Raw genomic sequence first — 22,390 nt, 5'->3', positions numbered from 1 at the left:
GGATTGGCACGTCCGAAAGAATAAAGGAACTCGATTCAGGCGATCAATGGGTGCGCATCGGCCGTGCCGTCCACCGCACCGCGAGCCGGATTCGCGCCGGAGCGCCCGACGGCGGCCGGCGCGGCATGCCGATTGCACGACCGTTCGGTCCCCCTGCCGTGCCGCAGCCGTCCGGCCGCGGCACGGCAGGCAAGCCAGGCAAGGAGATCGACATGAACAGCACGCTGAATCCCGACAACGAACCGGCCGGCCCGGACGACGACAACGCCAGCCGCGGCCGCGACGGGCGCGCGCTCGGCCCGAGCGATTCCTCCGACAGCGGCAGCGACACGGCGGGCGCGCGGCGCCATCCGTTCGACGTCGATTCGCCGCTCGACGATCACGCGCTCGAACGCGGCGACGCGTCGCTCGACAGCGATACCGACCGCGCGGGTACCGGCGAGCGCGCGTCGGCGGACGGCGACTCGACGCTCGAGGAAGGCGCCGACATCGAGCCGGACCGCACCGAGCGGCTGAGCGAGCCCGGTCGCACGGACGAACCGGGCGACGGGGGCGAGGCCGGCGGCGCGCCGTGACGCCCGACACGCAAAAACTGCAATCGCGTTGCAGATTGGGGCGCCTGGCGGCTTGCCGGCGCTGCGGCGCACAACCGTCGCGGCCCGGCAACGGCGCCGGCACGCGATTTGCATTGACCCGACCGACGCGCGTCGCGATCCGGCATGGGGCCGCGCGGCGCAGGCGCGATCAAGGAGAGACACGATGCAACGACGATATCCCGGACGGCACGGCGAGCGTGGCGGCCCGCCCGACTGGCAGGAGCGCAACGAACGCGCGTACCGGGGCGCCGGCGAGCGCGGCATCCCGGACGACCCGGCACTGTGGCCGGAAGAAGACGATGAATCGGCTTACCGCCGCTTCGCGAGCGAGGACGTGGGCCCGGAAGACTGGGGCAGCGAATGGACCGAGCGCGCCGCGCGCCCGGCCGACCAGCGGCGCGGCGGCACCGACCCGGACTGGCCGGGCGGCGCGCGCCAGCCGGCGCGGGACCCCGAGCGCGGCTACGGCGGGCCGGCCCGCCGCGCGGAGGGCCGCGAAGGCCGGTACGGCGGCGAGCGCCCGGAATTCCGCGGCCAGCACCGGATGGGCTGGTACGGCGGCGAGCGCGACGTCGGTAATCCCCGCAGCGATCCCCGTGGCGACCCGCGCTACGGCGGTCGCGCCCCCGACCTGTCGCGGTTCGGCAGCGAAGCCGAACGCGACGCGCTGCGCCATCGCCGCGGGCCGAAAGGCTATACGCGCTCGGACGAGCGCATTCGCGAGGACGTGTGCGAGCGGCTCGCGCATGCGCTCGAGATCGACGTGAGCGACGTCACCGTGCAGGTGAAGGAGGGGCGCGTCGAGTTGGACGGCACGGTGCCGGTACGCTGGATGAGGCACGACATCGAGGATCTGGCCGATGGCTGCATGGGCGTGCGCGACGTCGAGAATCGCGTGCGCGTGCGCCGCGACGGCGAACACGATACGGGCATGGTGCTGCATCCCGATCAGCGGACCGTCACGCCGACCCAGCCTGCCGCGCGCGACCCCGAGCCCGGCACCGTCGTGCCCGGCCGCGAGCGCGAATCGCGCCATTGACGCCCGTGCGTGAAACGGCCAGACCCCGACCGCGGGCAACGCGTGCATGACGACCGGAATCGACGACACGCCAATCAGGCACCGTGATACCCCTGCAGCCCGCGAGCGCCGCGACGCGCGCGGCTTGCGGCTGCGGATCGCGGCCGAACTCTGGCGCGCGATCTGGCATTACCGCGCGCGCGTGCTCGCGGCGATCGCGCTGCTGGTGCTCGCGAAAGCGGCGGCCGTCTCGGTGCCGCTGCTGCTCAAGGACATCGTCGACGGTTTCGGCCGCGTGGCCGGCCAGCCGCTGGCGTGGCCGGTGCTGCTGCTGTTCGCGTACGCGGTCGTGCGCTTCGCGTCGAACGCGCTGAACGAAGTGCGCGACATGACCTTCGTGCAGGTCACGCAGCATACGGTCGCGGCATTTACCGTGCGCACGTTCGGTCACCTGCACCGGCTGGGCGCGCGTTTTCATGCGCAGCGCGAGACCGGCGCCGTCGTGCGCGACCTCGAGAAAGGCACCGCCGGCATCGGTTATCTGCTCGGCGTCGCCGTGTTCACGATCGTGCCGACGGCCATCGAGATCGGCTCGGTGCTCGTGATCGTGATCGGCAAGTACGGCGGCGGCTTTACCGCGATCATTCTCGTCACGTTCGCCGTCTACGCGGCGTATACGGTCGTGTTCACGCGCCGCCGCATGCGTTTCCAGCGGCGAGTGAACGCGCTCGAGGCCGAGTCGAATTCGCGGGTGGTCGACAGCCTGCTGAACGTCGATACGGTCAAGTACTTCGCCCGCGAGGACGTCGAGCGCGACCGGCTCGATCGCGTGCTCGACGCGTGGCGCGAAGCCGGCGTCGACAACCAGTACGCGCTGTCGACGCTGCATATCGGGCAGAGCGCGTGCATCGGCGCGGGGATCGCGGCCGTGATGCTGCTCGCGGGGCAGCAGGTCGCGCGCGGCGCGATGACGATCGGCGATCTCGTGCTGATCAACGCATACATCATCCAGATCAGCCTGCCGCTGAACGCGCTCGGCTTCGTGTTTCGCGAAGCGAACGATGCGATGACGAACATCGAGCGGCTGTTCGGGCTGCTCGATGCGCGCGGCAAGCCCGGCGAGGACGGCGATGCGCCCGGTGCGCAGCCGCTCGTCGTGCGCGGCGGCGCGATCGAGTTCGAGCATGTCGACTTCGGCTACGAGCCGAGCCGGCAGATTCTGTTCGACGTGTCGTTCCGCATCGAGGCCGGGCAGACGATCGCCGTGGTTGGCGGCAGCGGCTCGGGCAAGTCGACGCTCGCGCGACTGCTGTTCCGGCTGTATCAGCCCGACGCGGGCACGATCCGGATCGACGGCCAGGACTTGCGGCTCGTCACCGAGCGCAGCCTGCGCGACGCGCTCGGCATCGTCCCGCAGGACACCATCCTGTTCAACGACACGCTCGCGTACAACATCGCATACGGCAAGCGCGATGCGACCCGCGGCGAAGTGATCGCGGCCGCGCGCGGCGCGCAGCTCGACGCGTTCATCGAGCGGCTGCCCGACGCGTACGACACGCGCGTCGGCGAGCGCGGCGTGCGGCTGTCGGGCGGCGAGCGGCAACGTGTCGCGATCGCGCGCGCGTTGCTGAAGGCGCCGCCGATCGTCGTGTTCGACGAGGCGACGTCGGCGCTCGACACGCGCTCGGAGCGGGCGATCCAGCAGGAGTTGATGCGCGTCGCGCAGCATCGCACGAGCCTCATCATCGCGCACCGGCTGTCGACGATCGTCGATGCCGATCGCATCCTCGTGATGGAGCACGGCCGGCTCGTCGAGCACGGCACCCACGACGAGCTGCTCGAAAGCGGCGGCGTGTATGCGCAGATGTGGTCGCTGCAGGCGAAGCAGCGCGAACTGGAACGTACGGAGGCGAAGTTCGCGCGGCAGCCGGTGCGGATCAACCCGATGGTGTCGCAGGTGCTCGATTCGCTGGCGGAGGCGGCCGCGCAGCGCGGCGTGCCGGTGTTCCGCCACGTGTCCGACGAGGATCTCGTCGTCAAGGCCGATCCGGCCGCGCTGCGGCGCTTCGTGTGGGAACTGTGCCGCGGCGCGATCGACGCGAGCAGCGGCGGGCAGCTCGAGGTGCGCACTGCGCGCCACGATCCGGAAGCGCGGATCACGATCGCGTGCGCGGGCGTCGATGCCACCGAACTGTCGCTGATCGATCTCGAACGATTGCAGGACGCGATCGAGGAGGCCGGCGGCTACGTCGTGCGCGAACGCGACGACATTGGCGTGACGCTGCACCTGTCGCTGCCGATGTGCGCGGTGGCGCCGGCGTCGATGCAGCCGAACGGCGCCGTGCCGAACGCGGGCGCCGGCGCGACGGCCAAGCCGCTCGACGGCCTGCGCATCGCGTGCGTGGACGACCACGACGAGGCGCGCGACGCGCTCACCGCGCTGCTGGCGGTGGCCGGCGCCGACGTGCGCGCGTATGCGTCGGGCCAGGCATTGCTGGACGACCTGTGGCGCGCGCGCCGGGCCGACTGGCCGGCGCTGCTCGTCTGCGACATCGATCTCGGCGACGACGAGGAGGACGGCTACACGGTGATGTCGCGCGTGCGTCAGCTCGACGCCGCGCGCGATCGCGACGGCCGCGCGCCGCTCGAGGCGCTGGCATTGTCCGGCCATGCGCGCGATCGCGATCGCACGCGCGCGGTCGAAGCCGGTTTCCATGCGTACCTGACCAAGCCCGCGGTAGCGGCCGACCTGATCGCGGCGTTGCGTGCGCTCGCGTTTTCCTCCGGAGAAATCCATGCCGAACCTTCTGAATCCGACGACACCCGAAGCCCCGAACGCGCGTCGCGGCGGTAGTGCGTTCGCCGACCGCCAGGCGGCGGTGGCGGCCGTCGAGCTGCTGCTGCCGAGCCTGGCCGCCGCGCTGCAGAGCGACTTCGTCGGCGACAGCGGCTGCCTGCACATCGTGATCATGGACCCGGCGCTCGGGCCGCACGACGCGGCGTTCGAGGACGCGATCCTGTACGAGTTTTCGCTGCCCGACCCGAAGGACTGGGACGCCGACTATCGCGCGTATGCGCGGGCCAAGGCGCGGCTGTCGTGGGAAACGGGCCGCGACGGCCACGTCGTGCAGGCGCTCGAGCCGTACCGGCTGCGCGCGGGCGACACGAACCTGTGGGGCGGCGTCGCGCTCGGCGGCATCGTGGTCGGCGTGTCGGGCGCGCAGCCGTGGTTCGACGAGGCGTTCGCGGGTTGCATCGCGCACTGCCTGCGCGCGCTCGCGAAGCACCGTGCGCAGGCGACGCCCGACGGGCTCGCGATCTGAGGGGGCCGCCCAGGCGCGGCCGCCCGGGACCCGTTTTTACAGCCGGTTATAAAAAAGCCAGCGAGCGCGCGGCACGGCCCGATGCGGCGCGGGCGCGCGCGGGCCGGCACGGTTTTCGCTGTATCTCCTCCACGGACGGTTGTCGCGACAAGCGTCGCCGTCAGCCGGATTGCTTTTCCGACATCGACAGGAGGTGCAGGTGAACGCGACTCACGATCCAGCCAGACCGCCGCTCGCCGGCCGGACCGCCCTCGTGACCGGGGGCGGCCGCGGTCTCGGTGAAGCCATTTGCGAAGAGCTTGCGCGCCATGGCGCGCACGTGGTGGTCGCCGATCTCGACGGCGATCGCGCGGCGGCCGTCGCGCAGCGGCTCGAACGGCACGGCGGGCAGGCGGTGGGCCGGCCGCTCGACGTGCGCGACGAAGCGTCGGTGCTGCAGGTCGTGCACGATGCGCGCGAGTCGCTCGGCGAGCTCGACGTGATCGTCAACAACGCGGCGATCGACGTGACCGCGCCGATCGACGACGTGAGCGTCGACGCGTGGCAGCAGGTGCTGATGACGAACCTGTTCGGCCCGTACCTGATGTGTCACGCGGCCGTGCCGATGATGAAGGCGCGCGGCGACGGGCATATCGTCAACATCGCGTCGACCGCGTCGAAGCGGGCGTGGCCGAACGCGTCCGCGTATCACGCGACGAAGTGGGGGTTGCTCGGCCTGTCGCACGCGCTGCATGCCGAACTGCGGCCGAGCGGGGTGCGCGTGTCGGCGATCGTCGCGGGCGGGATGCGCACGCCGTTCCTGCTCGACCGTTTTCCGGACATCGACGAGGACACGCTGCAGCCGCCGGAGCACGTCGCGGCCGCCGTGCGTTTCGTGCTGACCCAGCCGCCGGGCACGGTCGTGCCGGAACTGATGGTGCTGCCGATGAAGGAGACGTCATGGCCCTGAAGCGCGAACGGCGGCTGCCCGGCGCGGTGCTGCTCGACAAGGACGGCACGCTGCTCGACGACGTGCCGTACAACGTCGATCCCGCCCGGATGCGCCTCGCGCCGGGCGCGGCGCGCGCGCTGCGCACGCTCGGCGCGACCGGCATGCCGCTGGCGGTCGTGTCGAACCAGTCGGGCGTCGCGCTCGGCCGCTTTACCGAAAACGAGCTTGGCGCGGTCCGCCAGCGTCTCGCCGAACTGTTCGAAGCGAACGGTGCGACGCTGGCGGATTTTTTTTACTGCCCCCATCACCCGCGGGGCAGCGTGCCGCGCTACACCTGCGACTGCATCTGCCGCAAGCCGCGCCCCGGCATGCTGCGGCGCGCGCTGGCGGCGCTCGGCGCCGTGCCCGAATGGAGCTGGATGATCGGCGACATCCTCGACGACGTCGAGGCCGGCCGCGCCGCACGCTGCGGCACGATCCTGGTCGACTGCGGTCACGAGACGGAGTGGCGCGTCAACGCCGCGCGCACGCCGCTGCACGTCGTCGACCGCGTCGACCTGGCCGCCGACATCGTCGTGCGCGAAGCCGTGCGCCGGCACGGCTCGGGAGTGCGGCGATGAACATGGCCTGGAGCCGCGCCCGCCGCATCCTGTGCGTGCGGCTTGACAGCATGGGCGACGTGCTGATGACGACGCCCGCCCTGCGCGCGCTGAAGGAAAGCGGCGCCGACCGCCGGCTGACGCTGCTGACGTCGCGCACGGGCGCCGCGCTCGCCGGGCATCTGTCGATGGTCGACGACGTGTGGCGCTACGATGCGCCGTGGGTCAAGCATCCCGACGTGCGCGGCGATCCGGTGGCCGATCTCGACATGATCGACCGGCTGCTGGCGGGCCGCTTCGATGCGGCCGTGATCTTCACCGTCTACAGCCAGAATCCGTTGCCCGCCGCGATGATGTGCTGGCTCGCCGGCATTCCGCTGCGGCTCGCGCATTGCCGCGAGAACCCGTATGAACTGCTGACCGACCGCGTGCCGGAGACCGAGCCGGAATCGCAGGTGCGCCACGAGGTCGCGCGTCAGCTCGCGCTGGTGCGCACAGTCGGCGCGACGACGTCGGACTGGCGGATGGCGTTCGACCCGGGCGACGCGGCGCGGCGCGCGGTGCACGCGCGCTTGCAGGCCGCGTTGCAACGCGTCGGCGGCGCACGCGGGCCGGATGCGCGGCGCGCGCGCTGGCTGGTCGTCCATCCGGGCGCGAGCGCGGCGTCGCGGCGCTGGCCGGCCGAGCGTTTCGGCGAAGCCGCCGCCGCGGTCGCGCCGCTGTTCGACGGCATCGCGGTGACGGGCAGCGCGGGCGAACGCGAGCTGATCGACGCGGTGTGCGAACGCGCCGGGCCGCGCGCCGTGCCGCTCGCCGGCGTGCTGCCGCTCGGCGAACTCGGCGCGCTGATCGAGACGGCCGACCTGCTGCTGTCGAACAACAGCGGCCCCGTGCATCTCGCGGCCGCGCTCGGCACGCCGGTGGTCGACCTGTACGCACTGACCAATCCGCAGCACACGCCGTGGCGTGTGCCGCACCGTGTGCTGAACGTCGACGTGCCGTGCCGCAACTGCTACCGCAGCGTGTGCAACCAGCCCGGCCATCCGTGCCTGCGCGGCGTGAGCGTCGACGACGTGGTCGCCGCCGTGCACGCGCTGCTGCACGGTCGCGCGCGCCATGCGCAACGCTTGGCCGCGCGGGCCGCCGCGCCCGGCAGCGAGCCGGTCGCGGCGCACGCATCGAACGTGCTTCCGTTCGCGCACGTCATCACGAGGAACTGACGCATGCCTGACCCGATCCATACGCTCGGCATCAACGCCGCTTTCCACGACAGCGCCGCGTGCATCGTGCGCGACGGCGTCGTGATCGCGGCGGCCGAGGACGAACGCTTCACGCACGTGAAGCACGCGAAGCGCCCGGTGCCGTTCTCGACCTGGGAGCTGCCCTTCCACGCGATCGACTATTGCCTCGCGGAAGCCGGCATCACGCTCGCGGACGTGGACCACGTCGCGTATTCGTACGACCCGTGGCTCGAACTCGACCGCGAAGGCACGGAGCCGGCGCTGACCCTGCCGCTGTCGCCGTCCGCGCATGCGCCGCGCGACGACGGCGCGTCGCCGTGGCATCCGCTGTTCCTGTCGTCGATCGTCAACGCGCCGCGCCAGCTCGCAGGCGGCGCGCCGCATCATCTGCAGCGGCGCTTTCGCGGCGTCACGCACGACGGGCCGTTCCGCTGGCATTTCATCGAGCACCATCTCGCGCACGAGGCGAGTGCGTTTCTCGCGGCGCCGTTCGAACGCTGCGCGGTGATGACGATGGACGGGCGCGGCGAGCGCGCGACGACGAGCTACGGCGTGTTCGACGGCCGCTCGTACCGGCGGCTCGGGCAGGTCAACCTGCCGCATTCGCTCGGGCTGCTGTACGAGCGCGTGACCCGCTATCTCGGCTTCCTGCACTCGTCCGACGAATACAAGGTGATGGCGCTCGCGTCGTACGGCAAGCCGGTGTTCGCCGACGAGATGCGCAAGCTGGTGCGGTATCGCGGCGAAGGGCGCTATGACGTGATCGACGGGGATCTGGCCGCGCAATTCGGCGCGCCGCGCGAACGCGGCGGCCCGATCGAGCCGCACCACTGCGACATCGCGCACGCGTTGCAACTGGTGCTCGAGGAGACGACGCTGCAGGCGGTCGACTGGCTGGCCGCCGAAACCGGCGAGCGGCAGCTCGCGATGGCGGGCGGCGTCGCGCTGAACTGCGTGATGAACGCGAAGATTCGCGATCGCGGCCCGTTCGACGACGTGTGGGTGCAGCCGGCCGCCGGCGACGCGGGCACGGCGCTCGGCGCCGCGCTGTGGGCCGACTTCCGGATGCGCGGCGAGCGCGGCGACTGGCGGATGGATCATGCGTATCTCGGGCCGGCCTACGACGACGACGCGATCGAGGCGTTCCTGAAGGAAGCGCAGCTGCCGTACCGGCGGCTCGCCGACGTCGCCGCGCAGACGGCCGCGCTGCTCGCGGCGAACCGCGTGATCGGCTGGTTCCAGGGGCGCATGGAATTCGGTCCGCGCGCGCTCGGCGCACGGTCGATCCTCGCGTCGCCGATCGACCCGGACATGCAGCGCAAGCTGAACCGGATCAAGGATCGCGAGGATTTCCGGCCGGTCGCGCCGGTCGTGCTCGAAGACCGTGCGCATCACTGGTTCAGCGGCGGCCGGCGTACGCCGCTGCGCGCGCCGTTCATGCTGTTCGTGTACGACGTCGTGCCCGAGCGCGCCGAGAGAATTCCGGCGGTGCGCCACATCGACGGCACCGCGCGCGTGCAGACCGTCGACGAAACGCAACACCCGCTGCTGCATGCGTTGCTGACCGAGTTCGACGCGCTCACCGGCGTGCCGGTGCTCGTCAACACGTCGTTCAACACGCGCGGCGAACCGATCGTGTGCTCGCCGCGCGACGCGATCGAATGCTTCTGGACGTCGCCGCTCGACGCGCTCGTGATCGGGCCGTTCCTGCTGGAGAAACCCAGATGAACGCGCGCGACACGCAACTGCCGCCGGTCGTGTCGGTCGTCGTGCCCACCTACCGGCGGCCCGACCTGCTCGCACGCTGCCTCGACGCGCTGTGCGTGCAGGTGTTCGATCCGACCACCTACGAGATCGTCGTCGTGGACGACGATCCGGCCGGCAGCGCGCGCGCCGTCGTCGATGCGTGCCGCACGCGTGTGACCGACGTGCCGGCGATCCGCTACATGACCGCGCCCGACACGCAGGGCCCGGCCGGCGCGCGCAACGTCGGCTGGCGCAGCGCGTGCGGCGCACTGATCGCGTTCACCGACGACGACACGATTCCCGATCCGACCTGGCTGCGCCACGGCGCGGCCGCGCTGCTGGCCGAGCCGTCGGCGGCGGCCGCGGCCGGCCGGATCGACGTGCCGCTGCGGCCGTGCCCGACCGACTACGAGCGCGATGCGGCGGGGCTCGCGCATGCGGAATTCGCGACCGCGAACTGCTTCGTGCGGCGCGCGGCACTCGAACGCGTCGGCGGCTTCGACGAGCGCTTCACGCGCGCGTGGCGCGAGGACGCCGACCTGATGTTCGCGTTGCGCGAGCATGCGGGGCCGATCGTCGAGGCCGACGCCGCGCGCATCGTGCACCCGGTGCGTCCCGCGCGCTGGGGATCGAGCATCGGCGCGCAGTCGAAGGTGTATTTCGATGCGCTGCTGTACAAGAAGCATCGCACGACTTACCGGCGTCATATCCGGCCGATGCCGCCGTGGCATTACTACGCGGCCGTGCTCGCCGCGCTCGGCGCGCTCGGCTGCGTTGCGGCCGGCTGGCCGGCGCCGGCCATCGCGTGCGCAGTGGTGTGGGCCGCGATTACCGCGGGGTTCTGCGCGAAACGATTGCGCGGCACGCAGCTCACGCCGTTGCATGTGGCCGAAATGATCGTCACGTCCATCGCGATTCCGCCCGTGTCGCTGTACTGGCGCATGCGCGGCGCGCTTCACTTCCGGGTGCTCTTCCTATGAAGCTCGATCCCAGCGTCGATTCCGACGGCCCGCGCGGCCCCAAGCGGATCGCGGTGTTCCGCGCGCTGCAGCTCGGCGACATGCTGTGCGCGGTGCCCGCGCTGCGTGCGCTGCGGCGCGGCGAACCGGATGCGCGCATCACGTTGATCGGCCTGCCGTGGGCGCGCGAGTTCGCGTCGCGCTTTTCGGACTACATCGACGGTTTCATCGCCTTCCCCGGCGCGGCGGGGCTCGCCGAACAGCCCGAACCCGACGCGGCCACGCGCGAGGCGTTCATCGCCGAATGCCGCTCGCGCGACTTCGACCTCGCGATCCAGCTGCACGGCAGCGGCGCGCACACGAATGCGATCGTCGCGTCGCTCGGCGCGACGCGCACGGCCGGCTTCGTGCCGGCCGACGGCGGCACGGCCGCGCTCGACTGCACGCTCGTGTGGCGCGATGACGAACCGGAAGTGGCGCGCTATCTGGCGCTCACGCGCAAGCTCGGTTACGCGGACTGGGGCGACTACCTCGAATTCCCGCTCGGCGGGCTCGACTACGCGCTGTGGCACGTGCTCTGCGACGAACACGCGCTCGATCCCGGCCGCTACGTGATCGTCCATCCCGGCGCGCGGATGCCATCGCGGCGCTGGCCGGTCGAGCGCTTCGCGCTCGCCGCGCGGCAGCTCGCCGACGACGGCTGGCAGATCGTGCTGACCGGCACGCGCGCGGAACTGGCGCTGGCGAGCGCGTTTGCCGAGCACCTCGGGCGGCCGTGCGTGAACCTGTGCGGCCGCACGCCGCTCGGCGCGCTCGCCGCGCTGATCGCCCGCGCGCGGCTGCTGCTGTGCAACGACACGGGCGTGTCGCACGTCGCGGCGGCGCTCGGCACGCCGAGCATCGTCGTCGCATGCGGCAGCGATACGGCCCGCTGGGCGCCGCTCGACGCCGAACGCCATCGCGTGCTCGCGAACTACCCGGCGTGCCGGCCGTGCATGTTCGATACGTGTCCGTACGGGCACGAATGCGCGACGGCGATCGGCGTCGGCGAAGTGATCGATCGGGCGGGCGAGCTGCTCGCCGAGGAGAGACGTCATGTCACGTAAGCGGTTGCGCGTGCTGACCTGGCACGTGCATGGCAACTACCTGTATTACCTGTCGCAGGCGCCGCACGATTTCTACATCGTGACGAAGCCGCAGCATCCGCCCGGCTATGCGGGCCGCGTCGGGCACCTGCCGTGGGGCGACAACGTGCACGAGGTGCCGGCCGAGTGCGTGCGCGACACCGCATTCGACTGCGTGCTGTACCAGCACGTGAATCATTACCGGAACGACCGCCTGCGGCTGCTGAGCGAAGCGCAGCGCGCGCTGCCGACGCTGTTCGTCGAGCACGATCCGCCGCGCGAGCATCCGACCGACACGCTGCATCCGGTGCAGGACCCGAACGTGTTGCTGGTGCACGTGACGCCGTTCAACGCGCTGATGTGGGACAACGGCGTGACGCCGACGCGCGTGATCGAGCACGGCGTGCTGCTGCCGGAAGGCGTCGAGTATCACGGTACGCTGCCGAAGGGCGTGGCCGTGGTGAACAACCTCGCGCGCCGCGGCCGGCGCCTCGGCGCGGACCTGTTCGAGGTGGTGCGGCACAGCGTGCCGATCGATCTGGTCGGGATGGGCTCGACCGAACTCGGCGGGATCGGCGAAGTGCCGAACCCGGCGCTGCCGCAATTCCTGTCGCACTACCGGTTCTTCTTCAATCCGATTCGCTACACGAGCCTCGGGCTCGCGGTGATCGAGGCGATGATGATCGGGCTGCCGATCGTCGCGCTCGCGACGACCGAGATGGCGCAACTCGTGAAGACCGGCAGCAACGGCGTGGCCGATACGCGGCCGGCCGTGCTGATCGACGCGATGCGGATGCTGATTCGCGATCAGGAACTGGCGCGCGAGTGGGGCGCGGCGGCCAGGCGTGACGCCTGCGAGCGATTCGGCATCGAGCGCTTCGCGCGCGACTGGGACGCCGCACTGCGCGACGTGACGGCGTGACGTGACGGCGTGACGTGGCGAAGGCGACGTGGCCAAGGCGACGTGGCGAGGGCGACGTGACGAAGGCGGCGTGACCCGCCGTCTTCATTGCGTCGTCGCGGGCGGCGAAGTGGGCGGGCTGCCGCCGTTTGCGGCGCCTGGCGCCGCCGGCGCGCTGCCGCTGGCCGCATTGCGTTCGCTTTCGGGCAGCAACGCGAGGCGGTTGTACAGCGTTTTCAGGCTGATGCCGAGCGCCTTCGCGGTGCGCGGCTTGTCGCCGTTGAAATGACGCAGCGACGCGACGATGAAGCGCTGCTGCGTGTGCGCGAGCGTCGTGCCGATATGCAGCGTCATCGCGTTGTGGCGTACTTCCTCGCGCGGCGGCTGGCGGCGCGGCAACTGCAGTTCGATCTGCTCGTCGGCGAGGATGAACGCGCGCTCCAGCGCGTTGCGCAGTTCGCGCACGTTGCCGGGCCACGTGTACGCGCGCAGCGCCTTCATCGCCTGCGTCGACAGGCGCTTCCTCGTGCGGTGCCGCGCGTTCAGCCGTTCGACGATCTGCAGCGCGATGTCGCCGACGTCGTCCTCGCGCTGCCTGAGCGCGGGCACGTGCAGCGCGACCGGCGCGATCCGGTAGAACAGGTCTTCGCGCAGCCGGCCGCTGCGCAGTGCCTCGACCGGATCGTGGTGGGTGGCCGCGACGATCCGCACGTCGAGCGGAATCGGCTCGTGGCCGCCCACGCGCACGATCGTGTTGGTTTCGAGCGTGCGCAGCAGCTTGACCTGCAACTCGGCGGGCATCTCGGCGATCTCGTCGAGAAACAGCGTGCCGCCGCGCGCGGCCTCGAACATGCCCACATGTTGCGCGACGGCGCCCGTGAAGCTGCCTTTTTCGTGACCGAACAAGTGCGACTCCGCGATGTCCTTCGGAATCGCGCCGCAGTTGACGGGCACGAACGGCCCGCGCCGGCGCGGGCTCATGTCGTGAATGAGCCGGGCGACGATATCCTTGCCCGCCCCGCTTTCGCCGACCACCAGCACACTCACGCGGGTGGCGGCGACGCGCGACACTTTCAGCAGCAAATCCTGAATTGTTCGCGAACGCCCGAACAGTCGCGTGCCGTCATCGTCGGATTTCGACATGGAGTATGACCGAGTTGGGAAGTTTTGACCGAAGGTGTCGTGATCAGGTAAAAAACGACGTGGCACACGTCGTCTTTCACGTATGCAGGATACCTTTTATACCGATTCGTCGACATTGAATCTGGCAATGCGGCTGGCGCCCGCAGATAGATTTATTCGATGAACGGCGAATGCACGACACCGTTCTTCTATACTGCTAAGCACTCGTTTTCAGTGCAGGACCGCCTGTCTGCCCGATCGTGTGCAGCGTTGAAGATGCGTCGTGTGCCCGCTGACGTGCATGACGCTGCACGTGTCGCGGTGCCGGCCCACCTATGCGCCGGGCCGCATCAAAAGGAGCCTCGATGCCTTACGTCCTGATCGTCGAAGACGACGCCGATACGCGAACGATGCTGGCCACGCTCGCACGCACGCAGCAGCTTTCGTGCGATACGGCCGCGACGCTTGAAGAAGCGCGCACGCTCGTCTCGACGCATACCCCCGATCTCGTGCTGTGCGACCTCGTGCTGCCCGACGGCAACGGGATGGATCTGTTCGATGCATTGCCCAAGCGCGGGCATTGCGAAATGGTGTTGACCACCGGCCACGCGAGCCTCGAAACCGCGATCGACGCGTTGCGGCGCGGCGCGACCGACTATCTGGTAAAGCCGCTCAACATGCAGCGGCTGAACAGCATCTTCGCGCGCGTGCCGCGCACGACCGCGCTGCACGAGGAAATCGCGGAGCTGCGCTCGGAGTTGCAGCGGCTCGGCCGGTTCGGCCGCATGCTCGGCAGCTCGCCGGCGATGCAGGCCGTCTACGATGCGATCGGCCGCGTCGCGCGCACCGAGGCGTCGGTGCTGCTCACCGGCGAATCGGGCACCGGCAAGGAGCTCGCCGCGCAGACCGTGCACGACCTCAGCCTGCGCCGCCGCGGCCCGTTCCTCGCGGTGAACTGCGGTGCGATCGCCGCGAATCTCGTCGAGAGCGAGATGTTCGGCCACGATCGCGGCAGCTTCACCGGCGCGGAACGCCAGCACAAGGGCTTTTTCGAACGTGCGGACGGCGGCACGCTGTTTCTCGACGAAATCACCGAGATGCCGGTCGAATCGCAGGTCAAGCTGCTGCGCGTGCTGGAGACCGGGCGCGTCACGCGGCTCGGCTCGACGCGCGAGATCGACGTCGACGTGCGCATCGTCGCCGCGACGAACCGCGACCCGGAGGCGGCGATGGCGGAAGGCAAGCTGCGGCCGGACCTGTTCCACCGGATCAACGTGTTTCCGATTCCGCTGCCGTCGCTGCGCGAACGCGGCGACGACATCCCGATGCTCGCCGACGCGTTCCTGCAGCGCTACAACGAGGAGAGCGGCCGCAACCTGCGCTTCGCGCCGGCTGCCCGCGAAGCGCTGAAGAGCTACGAATGGCCCGGCAACGTGCGCGAGTTGCGCAACTTCGTGCAGCGCGCGAGCATCTTCACCGATGCCGACGTGATCGAGACGCTGCCTCCGCCGATCATGGACGAGCTGTCCAGCATGGTCGATTCGCATGAAGATCGCGTGACGGTGCCGTTCGGCACGCCGCTCGAGGAGGTCGACCGCAAGCTGATCCTCGGCACGATCGCGCAGTGCGGCGGCGTGAAGGCGCAGGCGGCCGAGGTGCTCGACGTCAGCCTGAAGACGATCTACAACCGGCTCGCGCAACTGGAAGACGAAACGGAAAAACCGGATTCCTGATGTGGCCCCGATCGCGCTCATGTTCCCGCTCATCGTCCCGTTTCGGCTCCGCGGTGCGCGTCGCGCTCGAGCCGGCGGCGCATGCGTTCGACGTGCGGCGGAATGGCGCGGCGTTCGCGCAGGATCCACGGCAGGCCAGCGAACGTGCGCACGATCGCCCGTTCGCGGCGCAGCAGCGGCAGCATGCGCATCGTGTGCAGCCACGCGGCCGCGGCCGGCCATCTGAGCCACGCCGTCCATACCGCGTTGCGGGCGGCGGTGCGCGCGCGCGTGGGCCGGTCGCGCTGCGCCGACGGGTAGTGATGGACCGTCAGGTGGGGCGCATACACGAGCCAGTGGCCGGCGCGAGACAGATCGAGCGCGAGCAGCGCTTCCTCGCCGCCGAGAAAGTAGCGCGGATGGTAGCCGCCCGCGCGCACGAACGCGTCGCGCCGGAACGCGGTCGCGCCGGCCAGCAGCCCGAGGATCGGGCGGCCCGGCAGCGCGACGGGCGCGTCCAGCGGGCTGTCGGCCATCAGCCGGCAGGTCGGGTCCTCGCGCCGGTCGGGGCCGACGAGCACGCGCGCGGTGACGGCCGCGACGTGCGGATACGCGTCGAGCAGGTTCGCGGCTTCGGCGATCGAACCGGGCGCCCACCACGTGTCGTCGTCGCAGAACGCGACATGGCGCGTGCGCGCCACGGCGACGCCGAGATTGCGGCCGGCCGCGCCGAGGTTGCCCGGCGCATGCACGAGCGCGACATGCGCGAAGCGCTCGCGGATCAGCGCGGCCGTCTCGGCGTCCGCCGCGTTGTCGACGACGACGATCGCCGGCCGGTCGGGCAGCGCGGAAAGATGTTCGAGCGTGCGCGCGAGTTCGGCGGCGCGCCGGCAGGTCAGCACGATGGCGGTCATGCGCGGCTCGCCCGGCGGCAGCGCGACGCGCGCGGGCGTTACGCGGACGTGACGTCGCATTCGAGCCGCCAGGTCATTTCGGGTTCGTGGAGAGCGGCGCGCATATGAGGTTCGAACAGCGTTACCTGGCTTGCATATGCATCGACGGCGGCGGCTTTCGCGGTGGCGCCTTTCGTGTCGCCGCCGGCCGGCGGCGCGACCGGATGCGCGATCCAGCCGCGCTCGCGCCAGCCGATCACGCGCCTCGCCATCAGCCCGTCGATGCGGCGATACGGCACGTCCTCGTAGAAGCGCCAGATGCGCGACGGATCGTCTTCGCGCAGCAGCGACAGCATGGCCTCCTGCACTTGCAGGTGATCGCGGTGGAACAGGCCGGCCGGCGCGAGCACGCCGAAGCCCGGGTGCGCGTCGATCGTCGCGGCCACGTGTGCCGCGATCGCGGTCGACGTGGCCGGGATGCCGTACTGGTCGTCGAGGAAGTCGAGCCACACGGGGCGTGCGTCGAGCAGTGCGAGCGCGCGGCGGTCTTCGTCGCGGCGCGCGCGCACCGCTTCGTCGGCGTCGTGAAACCCTGCGCGGCGATCCCACGGCGGCGCGGGCATGCCGCGCGGCGGGATCCCCGCGAATACGGTGACGACGATCGAGCCGGGCGCCTGCGCGAGCAGTTGCCCGCAACTGAAGACGGCATCGTCGAGATGCGGCGAGACGACGAGCCAGCGTGTCGGGTCGGGCATGGCGTGAGGATCTCCATCGTGAGCGGCCGGGCCGCCGGTGCCGATCGGCCAGCATGCGCCGTGCCCGCCGGCGGCGCGCACGGCGCCCGCTGCCGACTGTTCCCGCAGGAGCGTGTTCAATGACCGAAATTGCACGGCCGCAGGCCGGAAATTACGCAACGGCCGTGATGCTGGTCGCGATCGCGACCGTGCTGCAGACGCTCGCGATCCGGTTCGGCGGCGTGAATTTGCCGTTCGTGCTGTATTACCCGCTGCTCGCCGGCGCCGCGTGGGCGACATCGTTCCTGTTCGGCATCGTGTCGACCGTGGTCAGCGGGCTGCTCGTGTGGACGCTGTTCCTGTCCGATCCGGCCGCCTATACGGCGCCGCTGCCCGAGCGGCTCGTGCAGCTCGGCACGTTCATGCTGATCGGCGCGCTGGTGTGCGCGATCGCGTCGATGCTGCATCACACGCGCGTGACGAACGCTCGCGCAAGCCGACGCGAGGCGGCTGCACGCCGGCAGCTCGAAGCCGTGCTGGGCGCGCTGCCGCACGGCGTGATCGCGGCCGATACGATGGGCCGGGTCACCTATCTCAACGCGGCCGCGGCCGAACTCGTCGGCTGCCGGCCGGACGCCGCAATGGGGCGGCCGGTGCGCGACGTGCTGCGGATCGTCGACCACGAAGGCCGCCGCGTGCCGACCACGCCGCTCGATCGTGCGCTCGGCGGCGCCGAGGCGACGTCCGACCGGCATTGGCTGCAGACCGGCAACGGCGATCCGGTGCCGATCGTCGCGGTCGCGTCGCCGCTTGGCGATGCGGACGGCAATCTCGGCGGCGCGGTGCTGATGCTGCGCGATGCAGGCGCGGACCGCGCGCGCGTCGACGCATCGCGGCTGCAGCGTGCGGTCGTCGATGCATCGCCGGACGCGATCGTCGGGATCGACGCCAGCGGCCACATCGCGAGCTGGAACCCGACCGCGCAGCGGATCTTCGGATACGACGAGGCCGATGCGCGCGGCCGCCGGTTCGACACGCTGATCGCGCCGCGCTGGTTGCGGCTCCATCCGCTCGCCAAATCGTTCGACACGATGCGCGAGCCGGTCGGGCCGCTCGAACTGCTGTGCGTGCGGCGCGACGGCCGGCGTTTTCGGGCGACGGTATCGGCATGTCCGGTGCAGGGCGACGCGCGGGCCTGCGTCGCGCTGTCGCTGACGCTGCGAGAAACCGGCGCGCAGCGCCGCCACGAGCTGCGGGCGCAGCGCTCGTTGCAGGGCGCGCGCCATGCGCGCGAGCAGGCCGACACGTCGAACCGGCTGAAGGACGAGTTGCTGGCCACGGTATCGCACGAATTGCGCACGCCGCTGAACGTGATCTACGGGTGGATCGAGGTGCTGCGCAATACCGGCGACCACGCGCTGCAGCATCAGGCGATCGACGCGATCGACCGCAGCGCGCGTTCGCTCACGCGGATGGTCGGCGACATCCTCGATGCGTCGTCGCTCGCGACCGGCAAGCTGCGGCTCGACACGACGCCGGTCGACATCGTCCGGCTGTTCTCCGACCAGGTCGGCACGTTCCAGACCGCCGCATCGTCGGCCGGCATCATGCTCGAATTCGACTGCGACGCGTCCGCGTGCATCGTGTCGGGCGACGCCGAGCGATTGCGGCAGATGCTGTCGAACCTCATTTCGAATGCGCTGAAATTCACGCCGGCCGGCGGCAGCGTGACGGTCGGGCTCGCGCGCGACGACGCGCATGCGGTGCTGACCGTCGCCGATACGGGGCAGGGTGTCGCGCCGGAGTTCGTCCCGTACGTGTTCGACATGTTCCGCCGTGCGGACGATTCGCCCGCATCGCCGCGGCGGGGGCTCGGCCTCGGCCTGTCGATCGTGCGGCACATCGCACAGTTGCATGGCGGCCGGGTGACCGTCGCGAGCGCGGGCCGCGATCGCGGCACGACGTTCACTGTGACGCTGCCGGCCGGGTGGCAGCCGGCCGGCGCGATGGCGTGGGGGATCGTGCAGGCGGGCAGCCGTCGCGACGCGCTCGTGCTCGATACGCAACGCATCCTGATCGTCGACGACGATCCGACCACGCGTGCGAGCCTCACGGCCGCGCTGACCACATTCGGCGCGGCCGTCGCGATCGCGTCGTCGGGGCGCGAGGCGCTCGCGATGGCGGCCGACATGCGGCCGACGGTCGTGCTGTCCGATCTCGCGATGCCCAACGGCGACGGCTTCTGGCTGCTGGACGCGTTGCGGCGCGGCACGATGAACGGCGACGGCGGCCCGCCCGACGTGCGCGTGCTGGCCGTCACCGCGCACGCGGGCCTCGCCGACGAACGCCGCGCGCTGGAGGCCGGCTTCGACGGCTACCTGTGCAAGCCGGTCGACGTGCGCGAACTGGCGCACAAGATCGCGCACGTGACGAAGCGCGACGGCTGACGCGCGTCGCGCACCGGCCGCGTCAGGTGGTCGGCGCCGGCCGGTTCTGCGTGTGGACCTGGGCGAGCAGGTGCGACGCGATGCGCGTGCTGCGCACGAGGTCGCCGGGCGTGTGGTGCGTGACCTGGCGTTGAATGAAGTATCGCGCGGTGTGCGCGAGCCCGTTCGCGAGCGTCGTCGTCGCGCGCCAGCCGAGCCGCTTCTGCGCGGCGGCCAGATTCGGCCGCCGCTGGCGCGGATCGTCGGACGGCAGCGGCCGGAATTCGATCGGCACCGTCGCGCCGACGATCCGCACGACTTCCCGCGCGACGTCGATCATCGCGATCTCGACGTCGCTGCCGAGATTGACCGGCTCGCTCGCATCGCCCGGTTCGTCCATCAGCCGGATCAACGCATCGACCATGTCGTCCACGTAGCAGAACGAGCGCGTCTGCTTGCCGTCGCCGTAGACGGTCAGCGGCTGTTCCGCGAGCGCTTGCGTGACGAAGTTCGACACCACGCGCCCGTCGGCCGGGTGCATGCGCGGGCCGTACGTATTGAAGATCCGCGCGATGCGCACGTCGACGCCGTACTGGCGGTGATAGTCCGCGAACAGCGTTTCCGCGCAGCGCTTGCCTTCGTCGTAGCACGCGCGGATGCCGGTCGGATTGACGCGGCCGCAATAGTGCTCGTCCTGCGGATGGACGTCGGGGTCGCCGTACACCTCGCTCGTCGATGCCTGCAGGATGCGCGCCTTCACGCGTTTCGCGAGGCCGAGCAGGTTGATCGCGCCGTGCACGCTGGTCTTCGTCGTCTGTACGGGGTCGCGCTGGTAGTGAACGGGCGACGCCGGGCACGCGAGGTTGTAGATCTCGTCGACTTCGACGTAGAGCGGAAACGTCACGTCGTGGCGCATCAGCTCGAAGTTCGGCGCATCGAGCAGGTGCGCGATGTTGTCCTTCGTGCCCGTGTAGAAATTGTCGACGCACAGCACGTCGTGGCCGGCCGTCACGAGCCGCTCGCACAGATGCGAACCCAGGAAGCCGGCGCCGCCGGTGACGAGGACGCGTTTTCGATCGTAGCCCTTCATTACGTATTCTCCTTGCGGTGTGCGAGCATGGCCGTCGTGGTGCCGACGGGCGTGCGCCGGCCGGTGCCGGCCGACGTGCCGGCGCGCTGCGCGTGGGCGACGTCGCGATAGATGTCGACGAGCCGGTCGGCTACGCCTTGCCAGGTGTAGAAGCGATGCGCGCGCAGGTAGCCGGCGCGGCCGAGCGCCGCGCACAGTTCGGGCTTCGCGCGCAGTTGCACGAGGCGCGCGGCCAGCGCGGCCGGGTCGCGCGGCGGCACGAGATAGCCGGTGGTGCCGTCGTCGACCGTCGTGCGGATGCCGCCGACGTCGCTGCCGATCACCGCCGCCGCGCACGCCATCGCCTCGACCGGCGTGATGCCGAACGGCTCGTACCACGGCGTCGTCACGAACACGTCGGCCGCACTGTAGTACAGGTGCAGCGCGTCGCGATCGCGCCGGCCGACGAAGGTCACGCGGTTCGCGATCCCGAGTTCGTGCGCGAATGCGGCGAGCCGCGCGAGTTCCGGGTCGCGTGCGGGGTCGGGCGTCGCCTGGCTGCCGCCGACGACGTACAGGTGCGTCGGCCGCTGCGGATCGCGCGGCATGCGCGCGAGCGCGTCGATCACGGTATCGATGCCCTTGCGCGGCACCAGACGGCCCAGTTGCAGCACGACGAACGCGTCCTGCGGCCAGCCCAGCCGCGCGCGCGCATCGACGCGCGGCACCGGCCGGAATTCGCGCTCGTCGAAGCCGCACGGCACGATCTCGATGCGCGCGGTGTCGGCGCGATAGTGGGTCGTCAGATCGAGCGCATCCTGAGGACATTCGGCGATCAGGCGGTCCGAGCGGCGGGCGAGCGTGTCCTCGATCGCGAAGCGCGCATCGGGGAAGCCGTCGGCCGTGCCCTGGTGCAGCCGCCGCACGCGGCCGAGCGCATGGAACGTCGTGACGAGCGGGATGCCGAGCGCTTTTTTCACGCGCAGCGCCGCGTCGCCCGACATGAAGAAGTTCGCGTGCATCACGTCGACCGGGTCGGGCTCGCGCCGCATGCGCGCGATCATGTATTTCGCGAATGCGCCCATGTACGGCAACAGCCGCTCCTTGGGCACGTCGGCCGGCGGCCCGGCCGGCACGTGAATCACGCGCATGTGCGGGCCGATCGGCACGACTTCCGGCAAATGCGGGTTGTCGCAGCGCGTGTAGACGTCGACGTCGAGGCCGCGCTCCGCGAGCTGCTTCGCGACGTTCGCGACATAGATGTTCTGACCGCCGGCATCGACGCCGCCGATCACGCCCAGCGGCGATGCATGTTCACTGATCAACGCGATTCTTTGCATGGTATTGCTCCCGATATCGGGGCCGCGCTCATGGGCCGCCGTCATCGGTCGCTCGGCAATCGGCATGCCCGCCGGATTGCGGGGAAAACCGCTTCCCGGTGTGCCGAAAAAATTACAACGCGTTGGATGAAAGGGCGTCTGATCGCGGTTTCCCGCGGGCAAGCGGCGCACGCGTCGCGGCACGCGATTTGCGCGACCTCTGTTCACCCGCCGGCCCGCCCGGCCCGATGAAAAGGAGGTCACGATGAAGGTATTCCAGCTGCAAGCCCGCTCCCCGCACATCCGCCGCCAGCGTGCGGTGCGCACCGGCATGGCGGTCGCGATCGCCGCGGCCACCGCGTGCATGGTCGTCGCGCCGAACGCGGTCGCCGCCGGCGACGACGGCGCCGCATCGTCGTCGACGTCGTCGTCGCATTCGAGCACCGGCACGAAGATCCGCGACGCGACGATCACGACCAAGGCGAAGGCCGAGCTCGTCGGCACGAGCGGCCTGTCGGCCGGCGACATCCACGTGAAGACGCGGCACGGCACCGTGACGCTCACCGGCAGCGTGCCCGACGAGCAGCAGCGCACGCAGGCCGTCAGCGTCGTGAAGCAGGTGGACGGCGTGCAGACCGTGCGCGACCAGTTGACCATCCGGCCCAAATAACCGCGCG

Annotated in this window: 19 protein-coding genes; 14 read left to right on the top strand and 5 right to left on the bottom strand. The window is 70.6% G+C overall.

Features of this window, described 5'->3' with window-relative positions; translation table 11 throughout:
- The first annotated feature begins 212 nt into the window (after positions 1-212).
- The 11 genes from WS61_RS20470 (at position 213) to WS61_RS20420 (ending at position 12,459) form a co-directional block, all read left to right on the top strand.
- Positions 213-575, top strand: a complete 363-nt coding sequence (locus WS61_RS20470; RefSeq protein WP_059503034.1) for a hypothetical protein — start codon at positions 213-215, stop codon at positions 573-575.
- Between the two features lie 184 nt (positions 576-759).
- Positions 760-1,635: a BON domain-containing protein gene (locus WS61_RS20465; RefSeq protein WP_059502896.1), complete on the top strand. Its 876-nt coding sequence runs from the start codon at positions 760-762 to the stop codon at positions 1,633-1,635.
- A 46-nt stretch (positions 1,636-1,681) separates the two neighbouring features.
- Positions 1,682-4,468, top strand: a complete 2,787-nt coding sequence (locus WS61_RS20460; protein WP_059502894.1) for an ABC transporter transmembrane domain-containing protein — start codon at positions 1,682-1,684, stop codon at positions 4,466-4,468.
- Positions 4,410-4,937 carry a hypothetical protein gene (locus tag WS61_RS20455; protein WP_059502892.1) on the top strand — a complete coding sequence of 176 codons (528 nt, stop codon included), beginning with the start codon at positions 4,410-4,412 and terminating at the stop codon, positions 4,935-4,937. Before WS61_RS20460 ends, WS61_RS20455 begins: the two co-directional genes overlap by 59 nt.
- 199 nt (positions 4,938-5,136) lie before the next feature.
- A complete protein-coding gene (locus tag WS61_RS20450; protein WP_059503032.1) occupies positions 5,137-5,886 on the top strand; it encodes an SDR family oxidoreductase in 750 nt (249 codons plus the stop codon).
- A complete protein-coding gene (locus WS61_RS20445; RefSeq protein WP_059502890.1) occupies positions 5,877-6,488 on the top strand; it encodes an HAD-IIIA family hydrolase in 612 nt (203 codons plus the stop codon). Before WS61_RS20450 ends, WS61_RS20445 begins: the two co-directional genes overlap by 10 nt.
- Positions 6,485-7,687, top strand: a complete 1,203-nt coding sequence (locus tag WS61_RS20440; protein WP_059502888.1) for a glycosyltransferase family 9 protein — start codon at positions 6,485-6,487, stop codon at positions 7,685-7,687. The genes WS61_RS20445 and WS61_RS20440 overlap by 4 nt, the downstream gene beginning before the upstream one ends.
- Before the next feature lie 3 nt (positions 7,688-7,690).
- Positions 7,691-9,436, top strand: a complete 1,746-nt coding sequence (locus WS61_RS20435) for a carbamoyltransferase C-terminal domain-containing protein (protein WP_059502886.1) — start codon at positions 7,691-7,693, stop codon at positions 9,434-9,436.
- On the top strand, positions 9,433-10,434 hold the full coding sequence (locus tag WS61_RS20430) for a glycosyltransferase family 2 protein (RefSeq protein ID WP_059502884.1): 1,002 nt from the start codon (positions 9,433-9,435) through the stop codon (positions 10,432-10,434). Before WS61_RS20435 ends, WS61_RS20430 begins: the two co-directional genes overlap by 4 nt.
- Positions 10,431-11,519 (top strand): glycosyltransferase family 9 protein, encoded by a 1,089-nt coding sequence (locus tag WS61_RS20425; RefSeq protein WP_059502882.1) that lies wholly within the window; start codon positions 10,431-10,433, stop codon positions 11,517-11,519. The genes WS61_RS20430 and WS61_RS20425 overlap by 4 nt, the downstream gene beginning before the upstream one ends.
- The gene (locus tag WS61_RS20420; RefSeq protein ID WP_059502880.1) at positions 11,509-12,459 is read left to right on the top strand and encodes a glycosyltransferase family 4 protein; all 951 of its coding nucleotides are present in this window, start codon (positions 11,509-11,511) and stop codon (positions 12,457-12,459) included. Before WS61_RS20425 ends, WS61_RS20420 begins: the two co-directional genes overlap by 11 nt.
- A gap of 84 nt (positions 12,460-12,543) precedes the next feature.
- Here WS61_RS20420 and WS61_RS20415 read toward each other — a convergent pair whose 3' ends face one another.
- Positions 12,544-13,581 (bottom strand): sigma-54-dependent Fis family transcriptional regulator, encoded by a 1,038-nt coding sequence (locus WS61_RS20415; protein ID WP_059502878.1) that lies wholly within the window; start codon positions 13,579-13,581, stop codon positions 12,544-12,546.
- A gap of 344 nt (positions 13,582-13,925) precedes the next feature.
- Between WS61_RS20415 and WS61_RS20410 the strand changes: the two genes are divergently transcribed.
- Positions 13,926-15,293, top strand: a complete 1,368-nt coding sequence (locus WS61_RS20410; protein ID WP_059502877.1) for a sigma-54 dependent transcriptional regulator — start codon at positions 13,926-13,928, stop codon at positions 15,291-15,293.
- A gap of 29 nt (positions 15,294-15,322) precedes the next feature.
- On the opposite strand, the gene WS61_RS20405 is transcribed toward WS61_RS20410, so the two are convergent.
- The gene (locus WS61_RS20405; RefSeq protein ID WP_059502875.1) at positions 15,323-16,246 is read right to left on the bottom strand and encodes a glycosyltransferase family 2 protein; all 924 of its coding nucleotides are present in this window, start codon (positions 16,244-16,246) and stop codon (positions 15,323-15,325) included.
- The gene (locus WS61_RS20400) at positions 16,225-16,920 is read right to left on the bottom strand and encodes a PIG-L family deacetylase (protein WP_059503031.1); all 696 of its coding nucleotides are present in this window, start codon (positions 16,918-16,920) and stop codon (positions 16,225-16,227) included. The genes WS61_RS20405 and WS61_RS20400 overlap by 22 nt, the downstream gene beginning before the upstream one ends.
- Positions 16,921-17,039: 119 nt before the next feature.
- Between WS61_RS20400 and WS61_RS20395 the strand changes: the two genes are divergently transcribed.
- Positions 17,040-19,346, top strand: coding sequence for an ATP-binding protein (locus WS61_RS20395; protein ID WP_059502873.1), 2,307 nt, complete (start codon positions 17,040-17,042; stop codon positions 19,344-19,346).
- A gap of 22 nt (positions 19,347-19,368) precedes the next feature.
- Here the strand turns inward: WS61_RS20395 and WS61_RS20390 are convergent, their stop codons facing one another.
- Together WS61_RS20390 and WS61_RS20385 are read right to left on the bottom strand one after the other, a co-directional pair.
- Positions 19,369-20,415 carry a UDP-glucuronic acid decarboxylase family protein gene (locus WS61_RS20390; protein WP_059502871.1) on the bottom strand — a complete coding sequence of 349 codons (1,047 nt, stop codon included), beginning with the start codon at positions 20,413-20,415 and terminating at the stop codon, positions 19,369-19,371.
- Positions 20,415-21,734 (bottom strand): glycosyltransferase family 1 protein, encoded by a 1,320-nt coding sequence (locus WS61_RS20385; protein WP_059503029.1) that lies wholly within the window; start codon positions 21,732-21,734, stop codon positions 20,415-20,417. The genes WS61_RS20390 and WS61_RS20385 overlap by 1 nt, the downstream gene beginning before the upstream one ends.
- Before the next feature lie 244 nt (positions 21,735-21,978).
- Here WS61_RS20385 and WS61_RS20380 point away from each other — a divergent pair, with 244 nt between their 5' ends.
- Positions 21,979-22,383 carry a BON domain-containing protein gene (locus tag WS61_RS20380; RefSeq protein ID WP_059502869.1) on the top strand — a complete coding sequence of 135 codons (405 nt, stop codon included), beginning with the start codon at positions 21,979-21,981 and terminating at the stop codon, positions 22,381-22,383.
- Positions 22,384-22,390: the final 7 nt, after the last annotated feature.

The organism is Burkholderia sp. ABCPW 11 (genome assembly GCF_001523445.1).
GTDB lineage: Bacteria > Pseudomonadota > Gammaproteobacteria > Burkholderiales > Burkholderiaceae > Burkholderia.
This window is presented reverse-complemented; position numbering and strand designations above follow the sequence as displayed.

Bases quoted from the DNA above. Each gene is read 5' to 3' on its own strand.
- WS61_RS20400 (WP_059503031.1), bottom strand. From the start codon at position 16,920: ATGCCCGACCCGACACGCTGGCTCGTCGTCTCGCCGCATCTCGACGAT.
- WS61_RS20430 (WP_059502884.1), top strand. From the start codon at position 9,433: ATGAACGCGCGCGACACGCAACTGCCGCCGGTCGTGTCGGTCGTCGTG.
- WS61_RS20385 (WP_059503029.1), bottom strand. From the start codon at position 21,734: ATGCAAAGAATCGCGTTGATCAGTGAACATGCATCGCCGCTGGGCGTG.
- WS61_RS20420 (WP_059502880.1), top strand. From the start codon at position 11,509: ATGTCACGTAAGCGGTTGCGCGTGCTGACCTGGCACGTGCATGGCAAC.
- WS61_RS20440 (WP_059502888.1), top strand. From the start codon at position 6,485: ATGAACATGGCCTGGAGCCGCGCCCGCCGCATCCTGTGCGTGCGGCTT.
- WS61_RS20455 (WP_059502892.1), top strand. From the start codon at position 4,410: ATGCCGAACCTTCTGAATCCGACGACACCCGAAGCCCCGAACGCGCGT.
- WS61_RS20435 (WP_059502886.1), top strand. From the start codon at position 7,691: ATGCCTGACCCGATCCATACGCTCGGCATCAACGCCGCTTTCCACGAC.
- WS61_RS20410 (WP_059502877.1), top strand. From the start codon at position 13,926: ATGCCTTACGTCCTGATCGTCGAAGACGACGCCGATACGCGAACGATG.
- WS61_RS20390 (WP_059502871.1), bottom strand. From the start codon at position 20,415: ATGAAGGGCTACGATCGAAAACGCGTCCTCGTCACCGGCGGCGCCGGC.
- WS61_RS20470 (WP_059503034.1), top strand. From the start codon at position 213: ATGAACAGCACGCTGAATCCCGACAACGAACCGGCCGGCCCGGACGAC.
- WS61_RS20380 (WP_059502869.1), top strand. From the start codon at position 21,979: ATGAAGGTATTCCAGCTGCAAGCCCGCTCCCCGCACATCCGCCGCCAG.
- WS61_RS20460 (WP_059502894.1), top strand. From the start codon at position 1,682: ATGACGACCGGAATCGACGACACGCCAATCAGGCACCGTGATACCCCT.
- WS61_RS20465 (WP_059502896.1), top strand. From the start codon at position 760: ATGCAACGACGATATCCCGGACGGCACGGCGAGCGTGGCGGCCCGCCC.
- WS61_RS20415 (WP_059502878.1), bottom strand. From the start codon at position 13,581: ATGTCGAAATCCGACGATGACGGCACGCGACTGTTCGGGCGTTCGCGA.
- WS61_RS20405 (WP_059502875.1), bottom strand. From the start codon at position 16,246: ATGCGACGTCACGTCCGCGTAACGCCCGCGCGCGTCGCGCTGCCGCCG.
- WS61_RS20445 (WP_059502890.1), top strand. From the start codon at position 5,877: ATGGCCCTGAAGCGCGAACGGCGGCTGCCCGGCGCGGTGCTGCTCGAC.
- WS61_RS20395 (WP_059502873.1), top strand. From the start codon at position 17,040: ATGACCGAAATTGCACGGCCGCAGGCCGGAAATTACGCAACGGCCGTG.
- WS61_RS20425 (WP_059502882.1), top strand. From the start codon at position 10,431: ATGAAGCTCGATCCCAGCGTCGATTCCGACGGCCCGCGCGGCCCCAAG.